This window comes from Lujinxingia sediminis (assembly GCF_004005565.1).
Lineage (GTDB): Bacteria > Myxococcota_A > Bradymonadia > Bradymonadales > Bradymonadaceae > Lujinxingia > Lujinxingia sediminis.
Map to the genome: position 1 here is coordinate 1 of NZ_SADD01000016.1, position 19,931 is coordinate 19,931.

The 19,931-nt window shown below is 63.0% G+C and carries 12 protein-coding genes; 7 read left to right on the top strand and 5 right to left on the bottom strand.

Annotated elements, in window-relative coordinates:
• The first annotated feature begins 949 nt into the window (after positions 1-949).
• The 4 genes from EA187_RS18355 to EA187_RS18370 all read left to right on the top strand — a co-directional run bounded on the left by EA187_RS18355 (position 950) and on the right by EA187_RS18370 (position 10,597).
• The gene (locus EA187_RS18355; RefSeq protein WP_127781208.1) at positions 950-3,652 is read left to right on the top strand and encodes a bifunctional serine/threonine-protein kinase/formylglycine-generating enzyme family protein; all 2,703 of its coding nucleotides are present in this window, start codon (positions 950-952) and stop codon (positions 3,650-3,652) included.
• Positions 3,653-3,825: 173 nt separating this feature from the next.
• A complete protein-coding gene (locus EA187_RS18360) occupies positions 3,826-6,303 on the top strand; it encodes a hypothetical protein (RefSeq protein ID WP_127781209.1) in 2,478 nt (825 codons plus the stop codon).
• A 144-nt stretch (positions 6,304-6,447) separates the two neighbouring features.
• Positions 6,448-8,352 carry a PAS domain-containing sensor histidine kinase gene (locus tag EA187_RS18365; RefSeq protein ID WP_164856394.1) on the top strand — a complete coding sequence of 635 codons (1,905 nt, stop codon included), beginning with the start codon at positions 6,448-6,450 and terminating at the stop codon, positions 8,350-8,352.
• Between the two features lie 139 nt (positions 8,353-8,491).
• Positions 8,492-10,597: a tetratricopeptide repeat protein gene (locus tag EA187_RS18370; protein WP_127781211.1), complete on the top strand. Its 2,106-nt coding sequence runs from the start codon at positions 8,492-8,494 to the stop codon at positions 10,595-10,597.
• 25 nt (positions 10,598-10,622) lie between these two features.
• On the opposite strand, the gene EA187_RS18375 is transcribed toward EA187_RS18370, so the two are convergent.
• From EA187_RS18375 to EA187_RS18385, 3 genes are all read right to left on the bottom strand, one after another.
• A complete protein-coding gene (locus EA187_RS18375) occupies positions 10,623-11,804 on the bottom strand; it encodes a helix-turn-helix transcriptional regulator (RefSeq protein WP_127781212.1) in 1,182 nt (393 codons plus the stop codon).
• Positions 11,805-12,031: 227 nt separating this feature from the next.
• The gene (locus EA187_RS18380) at positions 12,032-13,882 is read right to left on the bottom strand and encodes an acyl-CoA dehydrogenase (protein ID WP_127781213.1); all 1,851 of its coding nucleotides are present in this window, start codon (positions 13,880-13,882) and stop codon (positions 12,032-12,034) included.
• Positions 13,883-14,048: 166 nt separating this feature from the next.
• On the bottom strand, positions 14,049-14,822 hold the full coding sequence (locus EA187_RS18385) for a type III pantothenate kinase (protein ID WP_115608038.1): 774 nt from the start codon (positions 14,820-14,822) through the stop codon (positions 14,049-14,051).
• A 228-nt stretch (positions 14,823-15,050) separates the two neighbouring features.
• On the opposite strand from EA187_RS18385, the gene EA187_RS18390 reads away from it, so the two are divergent.
• The 3 genes from EA187_RS18390 to nagZ are packed head-to-tail and all read left to right on the top strand — an operon-like array spanning position 15,051 to position 18,042.
• Positions 15,051-15,980, top strand: coding sequence for an ABC transporter permease (locus EA187_RS18390; protein WP_115608040.1), 930 nt, complete (start codon positions 15,051-15,053; stop codon positions 15,978-15,980).
• Positions 15,981-15,992: 12 nt separating this feature from the next.
• Positions 15,993-16,862, top strand: a complete 870-nt coding sequence (locus tag EA187_RS18395) for an ABC transporter permease (protein ID WP_127781214.1) — start codon at positions 15,993-15,995, stop codon at positions 16,860-16,862.
• 40 nt (positions 16,863-16,902) lie between these two features.
• The gene (gene nagZ, locus EA187_RS18400; protein ID WP_127781215.1) at positions 16,903-18,042 is read left to right on the top strand and encodes a beta-N-acetylhexosaminidase; all 1,140 of its coding nucleotides are present in this window, start codon (positions 16,903-16,905) and stop codon (positions 18,040-18,042) included.
• A 123-nt stretch (positions 18,043-18,165) separates the two neighbouring features.
• Here the strand turns inward: nagZ and thiE are convergent, their stop codons facing one another.
• Positions 18,166-18,843 carry a thiamine phosphate synthase gene (gene thiE, locus EA187_RS18405; protein WP_164856395.1) on the bottom strand — a complete coding sequence of 226 codons (678 nt, stop codon included), beginning with the start codon at positions 18,841-18,843 and terminating at the stop codon, positions 18,166-18,168.
• A complete protein-coding gene (gene lipA / locus EA187_RS18410; protein WP_206524421.1) occupies positions 18,840-19,880 on the bottom strand; it encodes a lipoyl synthase in 1,041 nt (346 codons plus the stop codon). Before lipA ends, thiE begins: the two co-directional genes overlap by 4 nt.
• Positions 19,881-19,931: the final 51 nt, after the last annotated feature.

The following is a 19,931-nucleotide window of genomic DNA, read 5'->3' on the forward strand; positions in this document are numbered from 1 at the left end:
TCATTCTGAGCCAGGATCAAACTCTCCAGTTTGATTAGGATCCCCATCACCCTCGCTGCACCTAAGCAGTCGAAGTGTTGTGATGGTTTTCGTAGTGCAGGTTGTATCGGTGTTGATTTGCTTTACGAACACTTTCGACTTTAGCGACGCGGCCCGATACGACCCTGCCGGATCATAGTGTTGCCGCTTCAAATAAAGCCTCGCGCTCGTGTTACATGCGCTTGACGAGAACCTGTCGTTCGTACGCTCACGTCATGTAACATCAACCCGCCTGCACAGCATAAGCTCTTGACATTGCTTTGCTTGTAAAAACGCTTGCTGTCCGACAAGGCATTGAACATGCCCTGTCTGGATTCCTATGAACTTTTCAAAGAGCGTCGAGCACTTGTCTCGACTTGAGCCTCGCGCTTCGCCGTGTTTCTTTTTGGCGCCCCGTCGAGGGATGCGGAACTTACGCTCCGCGTTTCGTGCTGTCAAGATGTTTTTCGAAGTTTTTTCAAGTTTCTAAACTTTCGAAATCCATGTTGACGTTGCTCGCTGCGGCCCGTGTTGGCGTCGCGTTGAGCGGAGGCGGAAACTAAGCCCGAACTTCTTTGGCGTCAAGCCCGATTTCGAAAAATCTTCGACATCGTCGGTAGCTTTCGGCCGTCTCATTGCGAGTGGCTCCGAAGAGCGACACCGCGTCGAGGAGCCGGAACCTAAGGGGTCGCGTTGCTGATGTCAACGCCTTTTTGTCGATTTTTTTCAGTTCTGGCGGAAGCGCTGAATGCCGCCCGGGTCCGAGACGAGCAGGTGTCCGTTCTGGCGGACTGACAATGACCTGGCGGACGTGCGCTCTTCAAGCGTTCATAGAGGTGCGTGGATTGGTCTTCGGTGGTAGTTAGATCATCCGCAGAAGTCGAATCGGCACCTTCGAAATTCGTGTTCTACTCAGTCAGCAGTGACGGCAATGGCATCTGATCAATTGGATCTTCGCCTCGGACAGCTCGCGCTTGCCCGTGGGGTACTTAGTCTGAGCGCCCTTATCAAGGCAGCTACTTTTGCTGGCACGCAGGGAGTCCCGCTTGGCGAGGCGCTTCTTATGTGTGGCAGCATCGCGCAGGAGGCCCTGGAAGAGTTGGAGCGTGATCTCGCGCTGCTCTCTGACGCTCGATTCGAAGAGGTTCTCGCTCACGGCGATACGCTGATCCTCGAAGATCTTGAATCGCAGCGCGTGGCCCACACGCTTGATCGGATGAACGCGCCCGGCGCGAGCTCATCCCTCCCCGGCGAGAGGGAGTTCGACGGCGAACGAACTCCCCCGGGTACGCCCCTGGGTCGTACTCCTACGCTGACGGGCATGGAAGATGCCGGCCTTTCACGACGTGATCTGACGGACTCACCACGTCTTAATGGGAGCAATGCCGAGGCGCGTTACGATTTTGTCGATGAGCTGGGCCGAGGGGGGATGGGGCAGATTCTTCTCGCCAGGGATCAACTCCTGGAGCGAGAGATCGCTCTGAAGACGCTGCTTCCTGATTCGGATAACCCGACCTCCCACCAGCGGCTGCTGGCCGAAGCGAGACTGACCGGACGGCTGGAGCACCCCAGCATCGTCCCGGTGTATGACGTCGGCTGGCTTCATCATGGTTCCCCCTATTACACGATGCGGGTTGTTCGTGAGCGCAGTCTCGCTGCCATTCTCGACGAGCTGCGCGAGGGACGCATCGCTCATTACTCTCTGACGCAGCTGGTAGGCATCGTGCGCCAGGTCTGTCTGGCCATTCAATACGCACACGACGCAGGCGTCGTGCACAGGGATCTCAAACCCGACAATATTCTTATCGGTAGTTACGGCGAAGTCTTCGTCATCGACTGGGGCATCGCCAAAGTACTCCACGGTGATGATCCTCACACCAGTTCCCTTCCTCGCGGGACACTTGTGGGGACGCCCCAGTACATGGCGCCGGAGCAGGCCCAGGGCCACAACGATCAGGTTGATGAACGTACGGATGTCTATGCGCTCGGAGCCATCCTCTACGAGGTACTGACGCTGAAAACGGTCTTTGAGTCTCGCACAGTTCTGAGCCTCTTGATCAGCATCATTCAGGACGAGCCAGTCTCGCCATCGAGACGCGCGCCAACTCGTCAGATTCCGCGTACCATCGAGGAGATTGCGCTCAAAGCTCTCGCAAAGGCCCCCGACGATCGCTACGGCAGTGCTCAAGCGCTTGCCGACGAGCTCAACCTGTTTCTGGAAGGCGTCAAAGAGCGCGAACGGCAGAAGGACCAGGCCCTCCACCTGGTGGAAGCCGCCCACAGCAGCCGCGCGCTCTATCAGGAAGCTCGCCAAGATCTGGCGCAGGCGATTCGCAAGCGTGACGAGTTGCGCCGGTCGATCCCCTCATGGGCTCCGCCGCAGGAGAAGTCTGCGCTCTGGGAGATCGAGGCCAGGGTCGACCAACTCGGCGTGGAAGCGGAGAAGCGTTTCGGCGAGGTCACCCGCCAGCTCAGTCAGAGCCTGGGCTATGCCCCTCTTAATGAGGCCCACGACGCCCTGGCGGAACTCTACTGGGAGCGCTTTCTGCAGGCCGAAGCCGCCGGCGATCACGCCACCGCGACCTACTTTGAGTCTCTGGTTCGACAGCATAACACCGGTGCATTCGATCAACGACTAAGTGGCGAGGCCACCTTAGAGGTGGATACCGTGCCCCCCTCGGCGACTCTGCAACTCTGGCGCGTGAGTGAATCACAGCGGCGGCTCATCAGCCAGCCCATCGGCTCCCCGGGCCAGGCACCCGAATCATTCCAACATCTGCCCCACGGGGCCTACGCGCTGCATGTCAGCGCCGAGGGCTACGCCTCACTGGAGTTTCCCCTGGCCCTTGAGCGTCTGGCCCATGTTCAGGTGCACGTGCCGATGTGGCCAAACGAGTCGGTTCCCGACGACTTTGTCGTCATCTCAGCCGGTCCATTTCGTGCCGGTGCCCACGATGCCCTCTCACTGGAGCAGGACGTTGTTGAACTCGACGCGTTCGCGCTTCAGCGCACGCCTGTAACCTGTGGGCAATACGTGGAGTTTCTCAACGCGATCGCAGCCGACGCACCGGACGCAGCGCGGCGCCACGCCCCGCGGGTACGCGACGACATGCCTTCCTACTTCCCGCTGGAAGACGGGCACTACGTTGTTCCTCACCAGGATGCTGAGGGCGACGCCTGGGATCCCACATGGCCGATCTGCATCATCAACCGCATGGACGCTTTGGCGTACATCGCCTGGCGCAGCAAAGTCGACGGACGGCCGTACCGACTGCCGAGCTCACTGGAGTGGGAAAAAGCGGCGCGCGGTGTTGACGGGCGCCTCTACCCCTGGGGCCACCATTTCGACGCATCGTTCTGTCACATGCGCGAGAGCGCCCCGGGTAAATCCATGCCCAAGCCTGTGGGTGCAACCCCCACCGATCGCTCTCCGTACGGGGTGCTCGATATGGCGGGAAATATCGCCGAGTGGACCTCCACACCTGCCGACGCCGCAGCTGGCACGTATGTGCTGCGCGGGGGCTCCTTCAACTCCTTTCCACTGATGTGTCGACTCGACTGGCACCAGACCAGCCCGGAACACTACCGCCACGTTCATTACGGCTTTCGAATGGCGCTGGATCTGGCTCGCTGAACGCCGTCGTAGCCGCACCAGGGCCTTGCTCAGGCAGCCTGACACGCCCGCGTGCGCGATCTTTTGCAACAGGCCAGCCTATCTTCTAGCCTCTCGGTGTTGATGACGCCTATGAACTCCGGGCTTTGCCCGGTGCGCTCTTTTGCACGAGCGCAGCCCTCGATGGATTCCTTATGACACACCTTACTTCGTCCCCGGCCAGACGCCGCGCTGGATTGACCCGATCACTGCATGCTCTCGTGCTCACACTTCTTCTCGGCGGCGGCGTCTCGGCCTGCTCCGAGGACTTTGGAAACTTCGATGATCGGGAGGTGGGCACGCCAGACAGCCCTGACTCCGGTGCCGATCTCGGAGCCAGCGGCAGTGGCATCTGCCTTTACGGAGCGAGCGAAGGCTGCGCCCTGAGCGATGATGTCAGCGAAGGCAGCGGCCTTCCCATGAGCGAGTCTGAGGGCGAATTCTACGCGGGCACATTTGTCGGAATGGAGAGTTGCCTGCTCGACGAGTACTTTGTCTGGCCGCAGCCCGCCGCCCTGCAGAACCCGCTCTTTGGCGACGACACCCGCGTGATCTATGTCGCCCCCCCCTCCCTTCTTACCGACGACACCACATCTTCCGGCGGCGGCCGAATTAGCGTCGGCGACGGGAGCACTCCGGCGCGACCGACCACATTCGAGGCACTCGCAACCACCAGCTTCGACGGTCCCACCATTCTCTCGCTCTTCCCCGGCGAGCATACCATTACATCGGCGTTGAGCTTCGGGGGCCCCACGATCCTCTCAAGCCCCTGCGCCGCGTCGACGAGCCTGATCTTGCAAGGTACGGGCTCCGTACGATTCCACGACAGTGAACTCGCGCTGCTCGCCGGCGTCAGCGTACGCGGTCATGAGCGGGCGGTGTCTCCGCTTGTGGCCTTCGACAACGTCACCACGGCGCTGCTCTCCTCGGCGCATATTGACGGGCAACACGCAGACATCAGCGCCGTCGAGTTTCGACAGACTTCTTTTGCCGTGATCGGGCAATCGCTCATCGAAAACGCCAACATCGGCGTGAACGTCGACGGCGGCCAGGCGCTCATCCGCCAGACCCTCGTTGCGGGCAACGCCCTTCACGGCATTAAACTCGCCAGCTCCCAGGGCCAGGCTCAGGAAGGCTTTGCTGCCGGTGCACTTCTGGAGCACGTGATCGTCGATGGCCGGGGCGCTGCCAGGCCGGCGCCGGCGCGAAGTGGTGTGCGCGCCGAAGGCGCGCTGCTCGGAGTGGTCGACTCCGCGATTCGCTCCCACCACGCCCCCACTCTCAGCGCGTTGGCCTTTGGCATCGATGCTCGCGCCTCGTATCTGAAAGTACGCGGCGCCTCCGAGATCAACGCCAACCAGGGTCCGGGCCTGCTCGCCATTGACAGCCGCTCCTGGATCACGGGCACCACCCGCATCCATGATAACCGGCGGGGGGTCTTCGCCCGCCGCACCGACGCTGGCATCGCCGCCTACCTCAACCCCGCACTCAGCGTCCCCGAGCCCGAAAGTCCCCTCTTCGTACCCACGCTGACCTTTGTGGAGAGCCCCGATCTCAGCGACGTGCTCTTCCCCGGCGATATGTTCTTCCCCGGCGATATGTTCTTCCCCGGCGATATGTTCTTCCCCGGCGACATGTTCTTCCCCGGCGACATGTTCTTCCCAGCCGAAGATGTGGTCGCACAGGAGGATCTCTTCCCCGGCGATATGTTCTTCCCCGGCGACATGTTCTTCCCCGGTGATATGTTCTTCCCCGGTGACATGTTCTTCCCCGGCGATATGTTCTTCCCCGGTGGCACGGCCGGTCCCTTCTCGCCGGCCGCCGACTCACTCGCCGCCGACGATGCATGGTCGATGATCGCGCTTACCGGTGAGGTCAGCGTCAGCGGCAACCTCGAAGCCGGCGTTCAAGTCTCCGGATCGGGATTGCTGCTCCACCGAACCCTGATCGCCAACACCCGCCCGATGAGCCTCTCGCCATGGGCGATGACCGACGGACCGGCCCACGGCATTGTCGTCGACCAGCCCGCCTTCGCCCACCTGGCTCAAGTTACCCTGGTGGACAACGCTGGCATGGGACTCTTCGCCCGCAACATCCCTGCCAGACCGGCTGAGGCGGAGTTCGGCACTGGCATCCGCCTGCTCGTCGATGACTCGATCATCTTAAGCAACCAGTCCGGCGGCATGCGCGCGCTCAATGACGAGCACTCCGGGGCGGTCGCACTTACGCGTTCCAGTTTCATTCGCAATGGTGGCGTCGGCGCGCTGCTCCTCGGACAAGTCGCCTCGATCGTGGGCTCGGAGTTTCTGCTCACAGCCTCCCGTCCTCACATCGAGGGCGAAGACGCCTCCGCCGACGGTTTGCAGCTCATCGATACCAGCGCACACCTCAACTCCAGTGAGATTCGCCGCAATCAGCGCTTCGGCTGCTACGTCTCCTCCGAGAAGGCGCTGACGCTGGAGAACATGTTCTGGGGTACCGACACCGTCGATGCGCTCGCCATCGACAGCGCCAGGCCCCCCCGATTCGAATCGGCCGACCTGACGATCGAAATCGCGGAGCTTCCCCAGGGCGCCAAACTGGACGATGAGGGCGCCGATCTCGAGCCCCCGGCCCCGCTCGACCTCCCCTGAGGTACCTCGCGTAGAGTTCGGACAGGGAGCCCGGCGTTTTCAACGCCGGGCTCCTTTGTTTTCCGACACTCTCGACGTATGATGAAGACCGGCCTTGTGTCGCTTCGCGAACCCGAAGTTGTAAGATGCTGTAAAGGAGCTTGTGTGAGTCCGGCCAATAACGATGCACCTGGAGCAGTCGTGCAGACGAGTGGCATGCTCCCCCGGGCCGGTCAGGTGTGGGCAGCCATCTACGAGAACCTCCCACAACCGACGCTTCTGTTAAACATCCCCGACGCTGACTGCGGCGCCCGAGCGCTGGTAGCCGTCAATCACTCCGCACGTGCTCTCTTCGGTGAGGACCTCGCCAGCCATCTGGTTGAGTCGGCGAATTCTGAGGCCCTGGATGCGATGTTCGAGGCCTTCGACCAGAGCCGCGCTCGGCCCGGCCAGCCTCCTGCCCCATTTTCCCTCCGTGGTGAGGGCGGCGCTCTTTTCCGGGCCCATTTTACCCCTCTCCCGGCGATCGACGCCCTTGACGCCCCCTGGCTCTGCCTGGTGCACGCTTATCAGCGCGATCAAGATCAGGCGCTCCAGGAGCTCATCAGCGAATTAAGCGCCCTCCACCACGAACGCTCCGACCTGGACGCCCTGGGTATGGCCGTGGCCGAACGCCTGCGCGAAGCATTCAACACCCCGGCCGTCGCGCTGCTGGCTGCCGAGGAAGATCGCTTTGCGCCTCGCTGGCAAAGTGGTGATGCTACGCTGAGCGCACGTCTGGTCGAACGGCTTCGCAACGCACAGATTCCAGCCGATCTGCTTCACCACATGGCGCTGGAGCCCGGCCGCGCCCCCGATATCTGCGTGCTCAACCTCGGTGGCCCTCCCGCCCACGGCGTGCTCAGCTGGGTTGCCGAGATACCTCCCGACGCGCGTCCCACGACGCTCTCGCTGCTGGCGACCGCACTCGACCTCCTGCTCTCCACGGCATACATCCGCGAGTCCTACAGCGAAGAGCGTATGCGACTTCGCGCGGTCCTTGAGCACGTACCCAGCGCGGTATTGCTCTTTGATAGCGAGGGCAAGGTCGTGATGTACAACTCCCGCGCCCAGGCGATGATCGGGCATAACCGCTGGAGGAACCTCGGCCCTTCCGACCATCCTTTTACGGTGTGCGATGTCGAGGGCGATGAACTTCCCGTGGAGCGCTGGCCTCTTGTGCGCGCAGTCAGCGAGGGAATCGGCTGCACCAACGAGGAGTATGTTCTGGACTTCGGCGAGGTCCGCCGCAATGTCCTGATGACCATCGCCCCGGTGGTCGATGAGTCCGGTGCAACTCGCCTCTTTCTGGCTTCGGCGACTGATGTCACCGAACGCAGCGCGCGCGACCGTCGCAAAGATGAGTTCCTTTCGGTGGCCAGCCACGAGCTGCGCAGCCCGCTGACCCCACTCTCCGGCTTCGTTCACCTGGCTCGCCAGCAGGCCGAGATGGGAAAGCGCGTCGATCCGGAGGTGCTGCGCCGCGCCGAGTCCCAGGTTCATCGCCTTCGCCGCCTGGTGGACGCCCTGCTCGACATGTCGCGCATAGAAACCGGGCGGTTGCGCCTGTTGAAGAAACCCACCTCGCTGCGATCCCTGCTCAAACGCATCGCCGAGCCCTGGCTCAATGGCCATGAAGGTCACCGCATCACCCTGCACAACGCCGATGAAGCGATCTTCGCGGTCATCGACCCCGACCGCATCGAGCAGGTCATCAGCAACCTGATCGATAACGCGCTCAAGCATGGTAAAAAAGAGGGGCATGTTCAGGTTCGCCTGCACACCGCCACCGCCCACGCGATCATTAGCGTGCGCGACGAGGGCGAGGGCATGAGCGAGGAAGAGGTCGAGCAGATCTTTGAGCGCTTCTACTCGGGAGCCAACGCTCGCACCACCAAGAGCATGGGGCTGGGGCTCTACATCTCGCGCCAGATCATTGAAGAACATGGCGGCTTGATCGAAATCGAAACTGCGCCGGGCTCTCCAACCGAAGTGCGCGTACTGCTGCCGCTGGGGCGCGACGCGGAGTAGGAAAGCCACCGCGAGGCGTTGCGCGGGCCGAGCCGCCTTGCTAAGCATGGACTGTTCGCACATTAGCGCATCACGCGCGCAGCGCGTGCCGATATCCTCGCACGCCGCGCGGGCCACCACCGAGCCGGGAGACTCAGATATGTCGCAGATTCACGCGGGCTGGAGAGCCTACCACGACGGCGACTACCGCAAGGCGCTGGAGCATTTTAAAGCCTCCAGGCAGTGGCCTGAAATGGTCAGTGGTCTGGCACTTGCCATCCTCTCGATCGGTCAAGGCTCCGATGCGCTCCTTGTCGTGGAGCAGCAAGCCCGTGAGCACCACCACAGCGATCTTGACGTTCTGCTCGGCGATCTGACCGGACGCACGAGTAAACGCGCCGACGCCGAACGCATCCTGCAGGCGGCTGTCAACGCCAACCCCGAACACGCGCTGGCCCGAAGCCTGCTTGGTGAGCAGCGTATTCGACAGGGACGCTGGGACGAGGGGACCCAAGACTTCATCGCCGGACTGGCCGGCGCCGACCCTCGCGCCACACTGCACATGCGCCGGGTCGTCCTGGACCTGGTCGACGCGGTGGCCGCCCGCCGCATCCCGCAGGCCGAAGCGATGCGTTTTATCAACCGCATCGACTACTCCATTCCCAATAAGGATGCCGCACTCAACCAGTTCTTCGGGACGGCACGGCGCGCCATCAATGCTCAGCAGCGTCTCGACGACGTGCCCCGCACTGAGCCCTGGAGCTACGGCGACTCAGCGGCCTCCCAGGCCCATCCTCAGCGGCCGGCTCAACAGGCTTCACCCTCCCTGCGCGACCACACCACCTCGCCGCAGAAAAGTTCAACGTCTCGCTCCCGCACCGCCTCGGCAACCCTAGATCTTTCATCTCACGACTCCGCCACGCCTGACGACGCGCCCCCGAGCCCCTCCCCGGCCCAGGAGCGGCGCTCCCAGGCCCGCGAGCGCCGCCAGAACATCGCCCGCGAGCGCTCCAACCTGATGGACGCCGGCCTCACCAACATGTCGCGCGTGCTCCGCGAGGAACGCAACGCCAACGAAGCCCTCCAGCAGAGTGTGCCGGCGGCGATCCCTCCGGCCTGGCCCTCCGAGATGGAAGAGCCCATCGATACCATTCCGCCGATCGCGCTGCCGAGCCGCTCCGTACTGAGCCGCAGCGACGCCATACGCAGCAGCTCCTTTCGGCTCACCGGCGGCGATATCGGCGTGGAGATCACCCTGGAGCGCTGCATGCACAACATGCTCGCCAGCATCCAGTCCATCGGTGATATCACCGTCCCCTTTACGCTTCAGGCTCTCCGCCAGCTGGAGCTCAACCTTCTCGACGACGTCTTCGCACGCATGCCCGAGCTCAGCGCCCTCTACCGCGATGAAACCGCCGTCGACGATCAGCGTCCACTTGCCGTCGGTAAGTTCCTGGGCGATTGCCTCGCTCAGGCCTTCGGTGCGGTCTGGAGCTACGCCCAGCCTCCAGAAGCCTCGACGATGCGCGTCGGTCAGGAGGAGATTGACCCTCTTGGCGTGGCCCGCACCATCCTCGACGCCGAGCACTTCGATGCGATCGGCTTTGAGCAGCTCGTTCGACAGTCTGAGAAGGGCACCCGCACCAGCACAGCAATGGTCGCGCGCCACTTCTACGTCGACCCGACTCCAGGCCTCGACGGCGAAGCCTTGCACATGAAGCTCGCCGAGCTCTGGGTGGCCTACCGCTTCGAGCTCAGCGCCATCCAGACCAATGAGATCGCCGCCAGCCTCCGAACCCACATGGTGCACCGCGATGTCATCGTCTTCTCGGTCGACAAGGGGTTCGTGCCGGCCTCGTTCCTCAGACAGATCGGCCCTGGTGCCCTCTCATCGGAGGGCCGCACCTCCCTGGCCTATGTGCGAAGCTCCGGCGAGTTTCTTTTGCTGGCGAGCGCACGTCACTTTGCGCGCTTTCTGGAGACGGCCCCCTTTGAGCTAACCTCCGAGTCACTGCCGACCCTGCTCCCCTGGCTGCAGCGCCTCTTCCGCCCGGGCTGGCGCCTGGTTGAAAGCGATGAGATCGCGCGCCAGGCCGTCGAGCGCACCGGCGTGCGCGCGATCACTGCGCCCACCTTCGCTCGAAATGAGGAGATCGCCCGGGTCCAGGTCAACTTCCTGGAGCGAGCAACCCCGCACGTCATGCGTCTTCATTACAACCCCGACGCCCTCGTCCACTTCGAGATCGAGATACAGCCCCTCAGCTAAGCTCGAAGGTCGAAACGTCGCCCTCTTACCCCTCAAGCCAACTTCGCACGGCGTCTTCCAGCCGTGCATGCAGCGAAGCTGGTTTGAGCACCTTCACCTCCGGCAACATCCCGAGCACGAAGGACGTGAACTCCGGGCAGATCGCCAGTTCAAAACGAACCTTAAGCCTCCCGCCCTCCAGATCTTCATTCTCCTGGGAGGCGTGCACGCGGTATCGACGCAGATACGTTGCCCAGCTCGGCCCCACTTCAAGCTCCACCTGCTCCACAGGCCCGCTGTAGGCATAGATGCCAAAGGCATGCTCAAAATAGGCGTCTTCCTCCTCGGGACTCCCCAGCTCGCTCTCGTGCTCGACCTCCTTCAGAAGCGCCGCTTTAAACGCATCTTCCCGCGCTCTTGCATAGGTCTTCTGCGCGACCGGATCGATGACCGGCTCATCGTCATCGCCAACCTCCCCGGTGCCTCCCTGAGCGATGTAGATGGAGGAGCGGTCCCCCTCAAACTCAAACGCCTCGAACGCGTCCTGCCGCTCCGCGAACAGGCGATCCACAAAGCGATCCAGGCTCAGCGGTTCCGCCTTCAGAATGCCCGCCAGGTCAAAGAGCTTTCGCTTCCTGTCCTGATAGGCCTGCATCCAGAGCCGCCCCTGATACCAGATCAGTCGCCGCGGCACGGCCAGATAATGCTTGCTATCGCCGTCGGAGGAGCGCTCATACTCAAAGCTCAACCCCTTTCTCCCGTGATGAATGGCATCGAGCACGGTCTCGAGCATCTCCACCAGGCGTTCGCGATGCACCGGCAGCCAGTTGCGCCGAAGCCTCAACGCCTGCCCCACCCGACGCAACCCCTCTTGCTGATTGTGTGCCAGCGAGTTTCGCTGATCGTGGGCCAATGCGTCGATGTACTCCCCGTAGGGCGTCTCCCGAAAGATATCCAGCGCCACCCCGCCCAACTCCAGCGCCGCAGCCGTGCCCACGACCGCCTCTTTCGATGAGATGCCCGGCCACTGCCAGTACTTGATGCGCCCATCTCGCCCCGTCTCCAGCTCATAGACCTCTTCCAGCAACTTCAGATCTTCACGAGCCTGCGGATACTGCACCCCGAAACGTTCGCTAACATCGGCGATCGTCACGCGCTGGCCACTCCGCAACCACCCCATAATCTCATGCGAACGACGCGTAGCAGCGAAGGTATTGCGAGCAGACATAACAACTCCTCAAAAGCGCAGACGCGCCAGAAACAGCCCCGACACCGGACCTTCCGGCCGCCGGCGGCACAATTGTCGAGGGCGTCCTGCCCCCTGTCAATCTGCATAGTTTGCGCCAACATACGCGATGTTCCCCCGCTTCGGTGCCGACACAAAAGCGCCCGCCCTCCGCTAGAGCGGAGGGCGGGCGCCTCTTAACCATCAACCTTCATCACGTTTCATCAAGCTCAGAGCGCCACGTCCAACGCGCTGCGGTCGCCGGACTGGATGCTCTTCAGGATCGCCCGCGCTTCCGGCAGAATCTGATAGATGAAGAAGCTCGCCGTCTTGATCTTATTCTCGTAGAAGCGCGCGTCGTCGTTCTGCTCAATGAGCGCCTTGCGTGCCTCGTCGTCACCGGCGCTGACGCCCTTCTCGGCCCAGATGGCCTGAAGTTTGGTCTGGGCAATCGAGGCCTGCTTCAGAAGCAGACGCGCCGACTCCACCAGCCCGAACATGCGCAGGTAGGGCGTAGCGTGCAGCAGCGGGTACTCCGGATCCTTCTTGCCGGTCGCCGTGAAACCAAAGGCCGCTTCACCCAGCGCGTTCTTGGCCGCATCCACCTGCTTGGCCAACTCGCCAAGGGTCTCATCGTCGCTGATCTCAGCCAGAAACTCGTTGGTGTCCTGGAGCCAGGTCAAGAAGAGGCCGCCGCTCTTCATGCGCATCTTACGACCGAGCAGGTCGAGCGCCTGAATGCCGTTGGTGCCCTCGTAGATCGAGGCGATCTTCACGTCGCGCATCTTCTGCTCGACGCCGTACTCCTTGATGTAGCCGTAACCGCCGAAGACCTGCATGGCGATCTCGGTCATCTTAAAGCCCATATCCGAGCAGAAGGCTTTGCAGATGGGCGTAAGCAGGTCGAGCATGTCCTGCGACTTGGTCTTGACCGCTTCGTCCTCGTTGTACATCGCGTGGTCGCTGATGAAGGCGGTGTTGATGAGCATCGCGCGCAGCGCCTCACCGTAGGCCTTCATCGTCATCAGGTTACGACGCACATCGGGGTGCTCGATGATCGCCACGCTCCTGGGGCTCTCGCTGCGATCGGTGACTTTGGGGCCCTGGGCGCGCTCTTTGGCATATGCAAGCGCGCTCTGGTAGGCGGAGTTGCCGATCGCCACGCCCTGAAGACCGGTGACCAGACGCGCCTCGTTCATCATCAGAAACATGTACTGAAGGCCGCGGCAGCGCTCACCGACCAGCCAGCCCCGACACTCATCGTTGTCGCCAAAGGAGATCGAGCAGGTCGGCGAGGCGTGAATGCCCATCTTCTCTTCGAGACCGGTGACGGCCACGTCGTTGGACTCACCGATGGAGCCGTCAGCGTTGACGCGCTCACGCGGCACGATGAAGAGGCTGATGCCTTTGGAGCCTTCCGGGTCGCCGGGCACACGCGCCAGCACCAGGTGCACGATGTTCTCGGTGAGGTTCTGATCGCCGGCCGAGATAAAGATCTTGTTGCCCACGATCTTGTAGAAGTCCTCGCCCTCAACCGGCGTGGCCGTGGTGGTGAGGTCGCCCAGCGCCGAGCCCGCCTGCGGCTCGGTCAGGCACATCGTGCCGCCCCACTCGCCGGTGTACATCTTCTCCAGGTAGAGCTCCACGTCACGCTCGGTGCCGTGCACCTCAATGAGGTGGCCGGCCGAAACGGTCAGACCCGAGAAGAACATAAAGGAGGGGTGCGCCGCGATGAACGCCTCAATCGCCGCCATCCCCACCGACTGCGGCAGACCCTGGCCGCCGTACTCCGGGGTGTGCACCGGCGCGAACCAACCACCTTCGCAGAATTCTTTGTACAGGGGCGGGTAGCTCTCCGGCAGGATCACCTTGCCGTCTTCCAGGCGCACGCCCTCGGCGTCGGCCTGCTCATTGGTCGGGGCGAGCTTGCCACCAGCGAACTTCACCGCCTCACCAAGGACCATCTCGAAGAGCTCGCGGCTGAAGTCCTGGTAGCGCGGAAGCTTCACCAGGTTCTCGACCTCAAGCTGGTCAAAGAGGACAAACTCCACGTCGCGTCGATCGAAAAGAAACTCGCTCATACTCGGTCTTCCTTATGCTTCGGGGGAGGGATGCGGCCGCGGAGGCCGCCGCGTGAATGAATCCTCATTCATTCTCGCAAATGACGCGAAAAGTTCAAGCCCTGCACGTCAATTCCTCCCCGGGTAGGATCGGTAGCGCTCAAGCCTGCGCCGGCACTCAAGACGATCAGGACGCGCTGGCTTCATCAAAGATAAGGCGCAGACCTTCGAGCGTCAGAAAATCGTCGACTTCGTCAATGATATCGGTCTCTTCGGCGAAGAAACTGGCCAGCCCTCCGGTGGCGATCACCGGGACGTTGTCCGCACCAAGCTCGGCCTTCATGCGCGTGACGATCTCACGCACAAGCCCGATGTAGCCGTAGAGCAGCCCGGCCTGAATCGAATGCACGGTGTTTTTGCCGATCACCGATGGTGAGCGCGCAAGCTCCACCCGCGGCAACTTGCTGGCGGCGTGGAAGAGCGCCTCACTGGAGATGGTGATCCCCGGGCAGATCGCCCCGCCCAGGTACGCCCCCTCCTCGCTGATCGCGTCGAAGGTGGTGGCGGTGCCAAAATCGACCACGATCAAGGCCTTCGAGTGGCGCCGGTAGGCCGCCACGGCGTTGACCACCCGGTCGGCCCCGACCTCGCGGGGATTGTCATAGGCGATTGGCATGTTCGCCTGAATATCAGCCCCGACCACGGTGGGGTTGCAGGCGAAGTAGTCGCGCACCATCTTCACCAGCATCCGCTCCATCGGAGGCACCACGCAGCTGATGATGGCATGATGGACCTCCGCCACAGCCAGCCCGCTGAGTTCAAAGAGCTGGCGCAAGAAGATGCCATGCTCATCGCTGGTTCGTCCGTGGTGGGTCTGCAGCCGCCAGTGCCTCACAAGTTCTTCACCGCGGTAGACGCCCAGAACGGTGTTGGTGTTGCCGACATCGATGACCAAAAGCATAGCGCGCTCCTGCCGCGTGCGGGCTGCCGCGCTGTGGCGGGTGCGCCCGGGGTTGAAATCGGCGCCAAACTTCCAGATCCCCCCGACCTTGTCCAGCCGTGCCGAAAGCGCGATTGCGGCCCCTTCGAAAACCCTTTATTTTGGCCATCCTCGGCGATCGCTCGCTGTGTCCTATAAGCAAGCGAGCCATTCGGGGCCGCCGAGCCTTCCCCAACCCGATCGGGCTTCATGATCACCTTCCTCCTTCGAAGACTCTTTACATCGATCTTCGTGATCATCGGCGTCGTAACGCTGGTCTTTCTGATCCTGCGTGCAGTGCCCGGCGATCCCGTCGAATCGATCCTCGGCGAGCAGTCGCTGGAGGTCGACAAAGAGGCGCTTCGCGAGTGCCTCAACCTCGACAAGCCACTTGGGGAACAGTACCTGCTCTTCTGGAGCGACGTGGCCTCGGGCACCCTGGGCGAACTCTGCGATGAGCGCGGGGTCACGGTGATGGACCGGCTGGTGGCCAACATCCCGGCGACCTTTGAGCTGGCACTGGCGGCGATGTTCTTTGCGCTGCTCTTCTCGCTGCCCTTAGGGATCACCGCCTCATTAAGGCCCTACTCCTGGGTGGATAACTCCTCGGCGGTGATTGCGCTTCTGGGCATCTCGATTCCCAACTTCTGGCTGGGGCCGATGCTGCTGATCGCGTTCAGCCTCACTCTGCAGATTCTTCCCAACCCGGGCAGTGAAGTCGCCGGGCTCACAGCGCTTCTGTTACCCGCGATCACACTGGGCACAGGATTAAGCGCCAAGCTGATGCGCATGACGCGCTCGGGCATGCTGGAAGTCCTCAACCTGGACTATGTTCGCACCGCCCGCGCCAAGGGGCTTCCGCGCCACCTGGTGGTGCTCAAACACGCGCTTCGCAACGCCCTACTTCCCGTCATTACCATCGTGGGACTGCAGTTCGGGGCCCTGCTCACCGGCGCCATCATCGTCGAAAAAGTCTTCGCGCGCCCCGGCGTGGGCATGCTCTTGCTCGACGCGATTGAGGCCCGCAATTACCTGATCGTACAGGGCTGCGTGCTCTTCATCTCCCTGACGTACGTGGTCGTCAACCTTGTGACCGATGTGGTCTACGGGCTGATCGACCCCCGTATCCGCTACGACTGAGCCGGCCGGCCGATGAACCTTTTGCGACTTCCACACCTGAAGCTGCCTCGCGCGGGCAGCGGCGCCAACCACTTCGGGCCTCTGGCCTACCTGGGGATGGCGATCCTTACGGTGGTCGCCCTGGTGGCGCTCTTCGCCCCCTGGCTTGCGCCTTACGATCTGGCGCATATGGATGTGACGCGCCAGCTTCAGGGGCCGTCGGCCGAGCACTGGCTGGGCACCGATGAGAACGGAGCCGACGTGCTCACGCTGCTCATCTACGGCACGCGCGTGGCTGCTGTGGTGGGTCTCTCGGTCGTGGGCATCTGCTCGACGGTCGGCGTGATTCTGGGGGCCATCTCCGGCTATTTTGGCGGCTGGATCGACGAGGCTCTGATGCGCCTGACCGAGATCCTGATGTCCTTTCCCGGCATTCTGCTGGCGATCTTGCTGATCTTCATCACCCAGGAGCCCAGCATCCCGGCGGTCATCGGGGCGCTCTCGGTCTCGGGGTGGTCGAGTTATGCGCGCCTGGTGCGCGGGCAGGTGCTGGCCGTGCGCGACCAGGATTATGTGGAGGCCGCACGCGCCTCAGGTCTTCCCACCTGGCGCATTTTGCAGCGCCACGTGGTGCCCAACACCTTCGCGCCGGTCATCATCCAGGCCACCTTCGGGGTGGCCGGAGCGATTCTGGCCGAGGCCTCCCTGAGCTTTCTGGGGCTGGGCCCCCAGGACATGCCCAGCTGGGGCGGACTGCTCGATCAGGGGGCCAGCTACTTCCTTCTGACCCCGCACCTGGCCTTTGTGCCGGGGCTTGCGATTATGTTCACGGTGCTCGCTGTAAACTTCGTCGGCGACGGTCTTCGCGACGTGCTCGATCCGCGCAAACTCGCGAACCACTGAGACTCAAAACCACCTGATTCACCACTAAATTGGAGCACTTATGAGCGACGAAGCGCAGCTGCGCGCCGACGCCGGCCAGATGTTGATCGTGGGCTTCGATGGTCCCCACACACAAGCCCCCCAACCGGTAGCGCAGGCGCTACGCGATGGCGAGGTGGGCGGCGTGATCCTCTTTCGCCGTAACGTCGAGAGCATCGACCAGCTCGTCGCACTGACCACCGACCTGCATGCGCAGGTCGAGGGCGATCTTCCCCCCTGGGTGGCCGTCGACCAGGAGGGCGGGCGCGTGGTCCGCGTGCGCGAGCCGCTCACCCCCATCCCCCCGATGCGTGCGCTGGGTCAGGCCGCCGATCAGCGCGCGGTGGCGCGCGTGGCCGAGGTTCTGGCCACCGAGATCTCGGTGCTGGGCTTTAACCTCAACTTCGCGCCGGTGCTCGACGTGGACACCAACCCGGATAACCCGGTGATCGGCGACCGCGCCTTCTCCAGCGATCCGGAACGGGTCGCACGCGCGGCGGCCGGCCTGATGGTCGGCCACCACACCGCCGGGGTGGTCCCCTGCGGCAAGCATTTCCCCGGCCACGGCGACACGTTGCAGGACAGCCACCACACGCTCCCCCGCCTGATGCACGACGAGAAACGTCTGCGTGGCGTGGAGCTCTTTCCCTTCATGCGCGCAGTCGGGGCAGGCATCCCCATGATCATGACCGCGCATATCGAACTTCCGGTCATCGACACCTTTGCCCCGGCGACCTTCAGCCCGCGCATCCTCCAGGGGATCCTGCGCGAGGAGATGGGCTTTGAAGGCGTGATCATCACCGACTGCCTCGAGATGAAAGCAGTCTCGGAGCGCTACTCCATCGAGGAGATGGTGGACATGGGCCTGGATGCGGGCCTCGACATCTTTTTGATCTGCCACACCGAGGCCAAATGGCGCGCAGCCTTTGAGCGCATCATCGAAAAGGCCAAAGCGGATCCGGAAATTCGCCAGAAGGTCGCCGCCAGCGCCGAACGTGTACGTAAGCTCAAGCGCGAGTTGCTGGGACACTGGCCGCGGCCCTATCAGGCGCCGGCCGACCTGATGGAGATCCTGGGCTGTGAGGAACATCGCCAGATCACCGCGCCCTTCTTCGAGGACGGCGCGGTGGCGGGCGTCGATCCCACCGAAAGGGGGGCCTAAGCGCTCGCCGGAAGAACACACCGAGTCTCAATGCTGAAAGGGCGACCTCCGGATGGAGGCCGCCCTTTCTGGCTCTGCGGGGTGTTGAGGCGCGGAGCAACGCCCGGCCTTCCTGCGTGAGGTCTAGTGTGAGCGCGCCAGCTCAAGCCCTCGGTCGAAGGCGTCTCGGAGCCGGGAGGTGGCTGCCTGCGGGTCGTCGGCCTGACATAACGCGCGGATCACCGCTACCCCGCTCGCGCCGGCCTCCGCCACCTGGCCCGCGTTCTGCACATCGATGCCGCCGATGCCCACCACCGGCAACGACGCACCTACTTCCCGGCGCACCGCTCGCAAAAGCTCGGGGCCCTGCGGCGAGGACGCATCGCTCTTCACAGCACGGGCCTCAAAGATGGCGCCCACGCCCAGGTAATCCGCTCCCTCGGCGACCAGAGCCCCGGCGCGTTCCGAGTTGCCCGCCGATGCGCCAATGATCAGGCGATCGCCCACCAGCCGGCGCGCCGCGGCTACCGGCAGATCGTTGGGGCCCAGATGCACCCCGTGGGCGCTCGCCGCCATCGCCACGTCCAGACGGTCGTTGATGATGATAAGCGTCTGGCAGCCCCGCGCCGCCTCAACCAGTGCCCGCCCGAGCTCAAAGGTTTTGCGCGCGTCGCCCCGCTTGTCGCGAAGTTGCAACACGCCCACGCCGGCGGCCATCAGGGCGCGAGCGCGCTCCAGCGCGTCGCCCTGCACAAAGTCCGGATCGAGGATGGCGTGCACCCGCCAGTCCACATCGTTTCGTCCGCGCCCTACGTCACTCACTTCGAGGCACCCTTTGTGGATGTCTCGGAGGTATTCGCAAACGACGAGCCGCAGCCACCAAAAGCGCTCTGATCTTTCTGAGCGATCTCCTCGGCCTGCAAATCGGCGCGGTAACTCGAGCGCACCAGCGGTCCCGACTCGATATGCTTGAAGCCCATCTTCTCGCCCTCTTCATTGAACATCTCGAAGTCTTCGGGCTTGACCCAGCGGCGCACCGGTAGGTGACGCGCGCTCGGACGCAGGTACTGGCCCAGGTTGAGCACTTCCACACCGTGGGCCACGAGATCTTCCATGGTTTCGAGAATCTGCGCGTTGGTCTCACCGAGGCCCAGCATCATGCCGCTCTTGATGAGCGCGGTACCGTGCTCGCGGGCGTGCTTGAGCACCGCCAGGCTGCGCTCGTAGCGCGCCTGGGGGCGAACTTCGCGGTGCAGCGCGCCGACCGTCTCGATGTTATGCGAAAAGCAGTCGGGGCCGGCGTCCATCACCACGTCGACGTTCTCAAGGTCGCCCTTGAAGTCGGGGGTGAGCACCTCCAGGCCGAGCCCGGGGCAGGATTCTTTGATGGCGCGGATGGTGTTCGCCCAGGCCAGCGCGCCGCCATCGGCAAGATCGTCGCGGTCGACGCTGGTGATCACCACGTAGTTAAGGTTGAGGCCGGCGAGCGTCTCGGCCACGCGCCGCGGCTCATCTTCGTCGACAAGGCCCGGGCGGCCGGTCATCACATCGCAAAATCCGCAGCTGCGCGTGCAGATGTTGCCCAGAATCATGAAGGTCAGCGACTTACGCGACCAGCACTCGGTGATATTCGGGCACTGTCCCGACTCGCAGATGGTGTTGAGCCCGGCCTTTTTGACCAGCTCCTGCGTCTCAAAAAACTCTTTTTTGAGCGTAAGCCGCTTGCGAATCCAGCGGGGGCGCGGGCCGGCCTCATCGGGCTGAAATTTTAGATTGGGCCGGGCCGGGCCGGAGTTACGCTCGGATTGAGGCGCTTCGGGCTGGCGGTTGGCCAGCGGCATCGGAATCTTCTCAGCCATCATCACTCCCTTCGTCGGGGGTCGGGGTGCACGAAATTCGCGTTCTCACTC

Excerpts from the sequence above, each read along its gene's own strand:
- EA187_RS18355 (WP_127781208.1), top strand. The coding sequence starts at position 950 with ATGGCATCTGATCAATTGGATCTTCGCCTCGGACAGCTCGCGCTTGCC.
- EA187_RS18360 (WP_127781209.1), top strand. The coding sequence starts at position 3,826 with ATGACACACCTTACTTCGTCCCCGGCCAGACGCCGCGCTGGATTGACC.
- EA187_RS18370 (WP_127781211.1), top strand. The coding sequence starts at position 8,492 with ATGTCGCAGATTCACGCGGGCTGGAGAGCCTACCACGACGGCGACTAC.
- EA187_RS18375 (WP_127781212.1), bottom strand. The coding sequence starts at position 11,804 with ATGTCTGCTCGCAATACCTTCGCTGCTACGCGTCGTTCGCATGAGATT.
- EA187_RS18380 (WP_127781213.1), bottom strand. The coding sequence starts at position 13,882 with ATGAGCGAGTTTCTTTTCGATCGACGCGACGTGGAGTTTGTCCTCTTT.
- EA187_RS18385 (WP_115608038.1), bottom strand. The coding sequence starts at position 14,822 with ATGCTTTTGGTCATCGATGTCGGCAACACCAACACCGTTCTGGGCGTC.
- EA187_RS18390 (WP_115608040.1), top strand. The coding sequence starts at position 15,051 with ATGATCACCTTCCTCCTTCGAAGACTCTTTACATCGATCTTCGTGATC.
- EA187_RS18395 (WP_127781214.1), top strand. The coding sequence starts at position 15,993 with ATGAACCTTTTGCGACTTCCACACCTGAAGCTGCCTCGCGCGGGCAGC.
- nagZ (WP_127781215.1), top strand. The coding sequence starts at position 16,903 with ATGAGCGACGAAGCGCAGCTGCGCGCCGACGCCGGCCAGATGTTGATC.
- lipA (WP_206524421.1), bottom strand. The coding sequence starts at position 19,880 with ATGGCTGAGAAGATTCCGATGCCGCTGGCCAACCGCCAGCCCGAAGCG.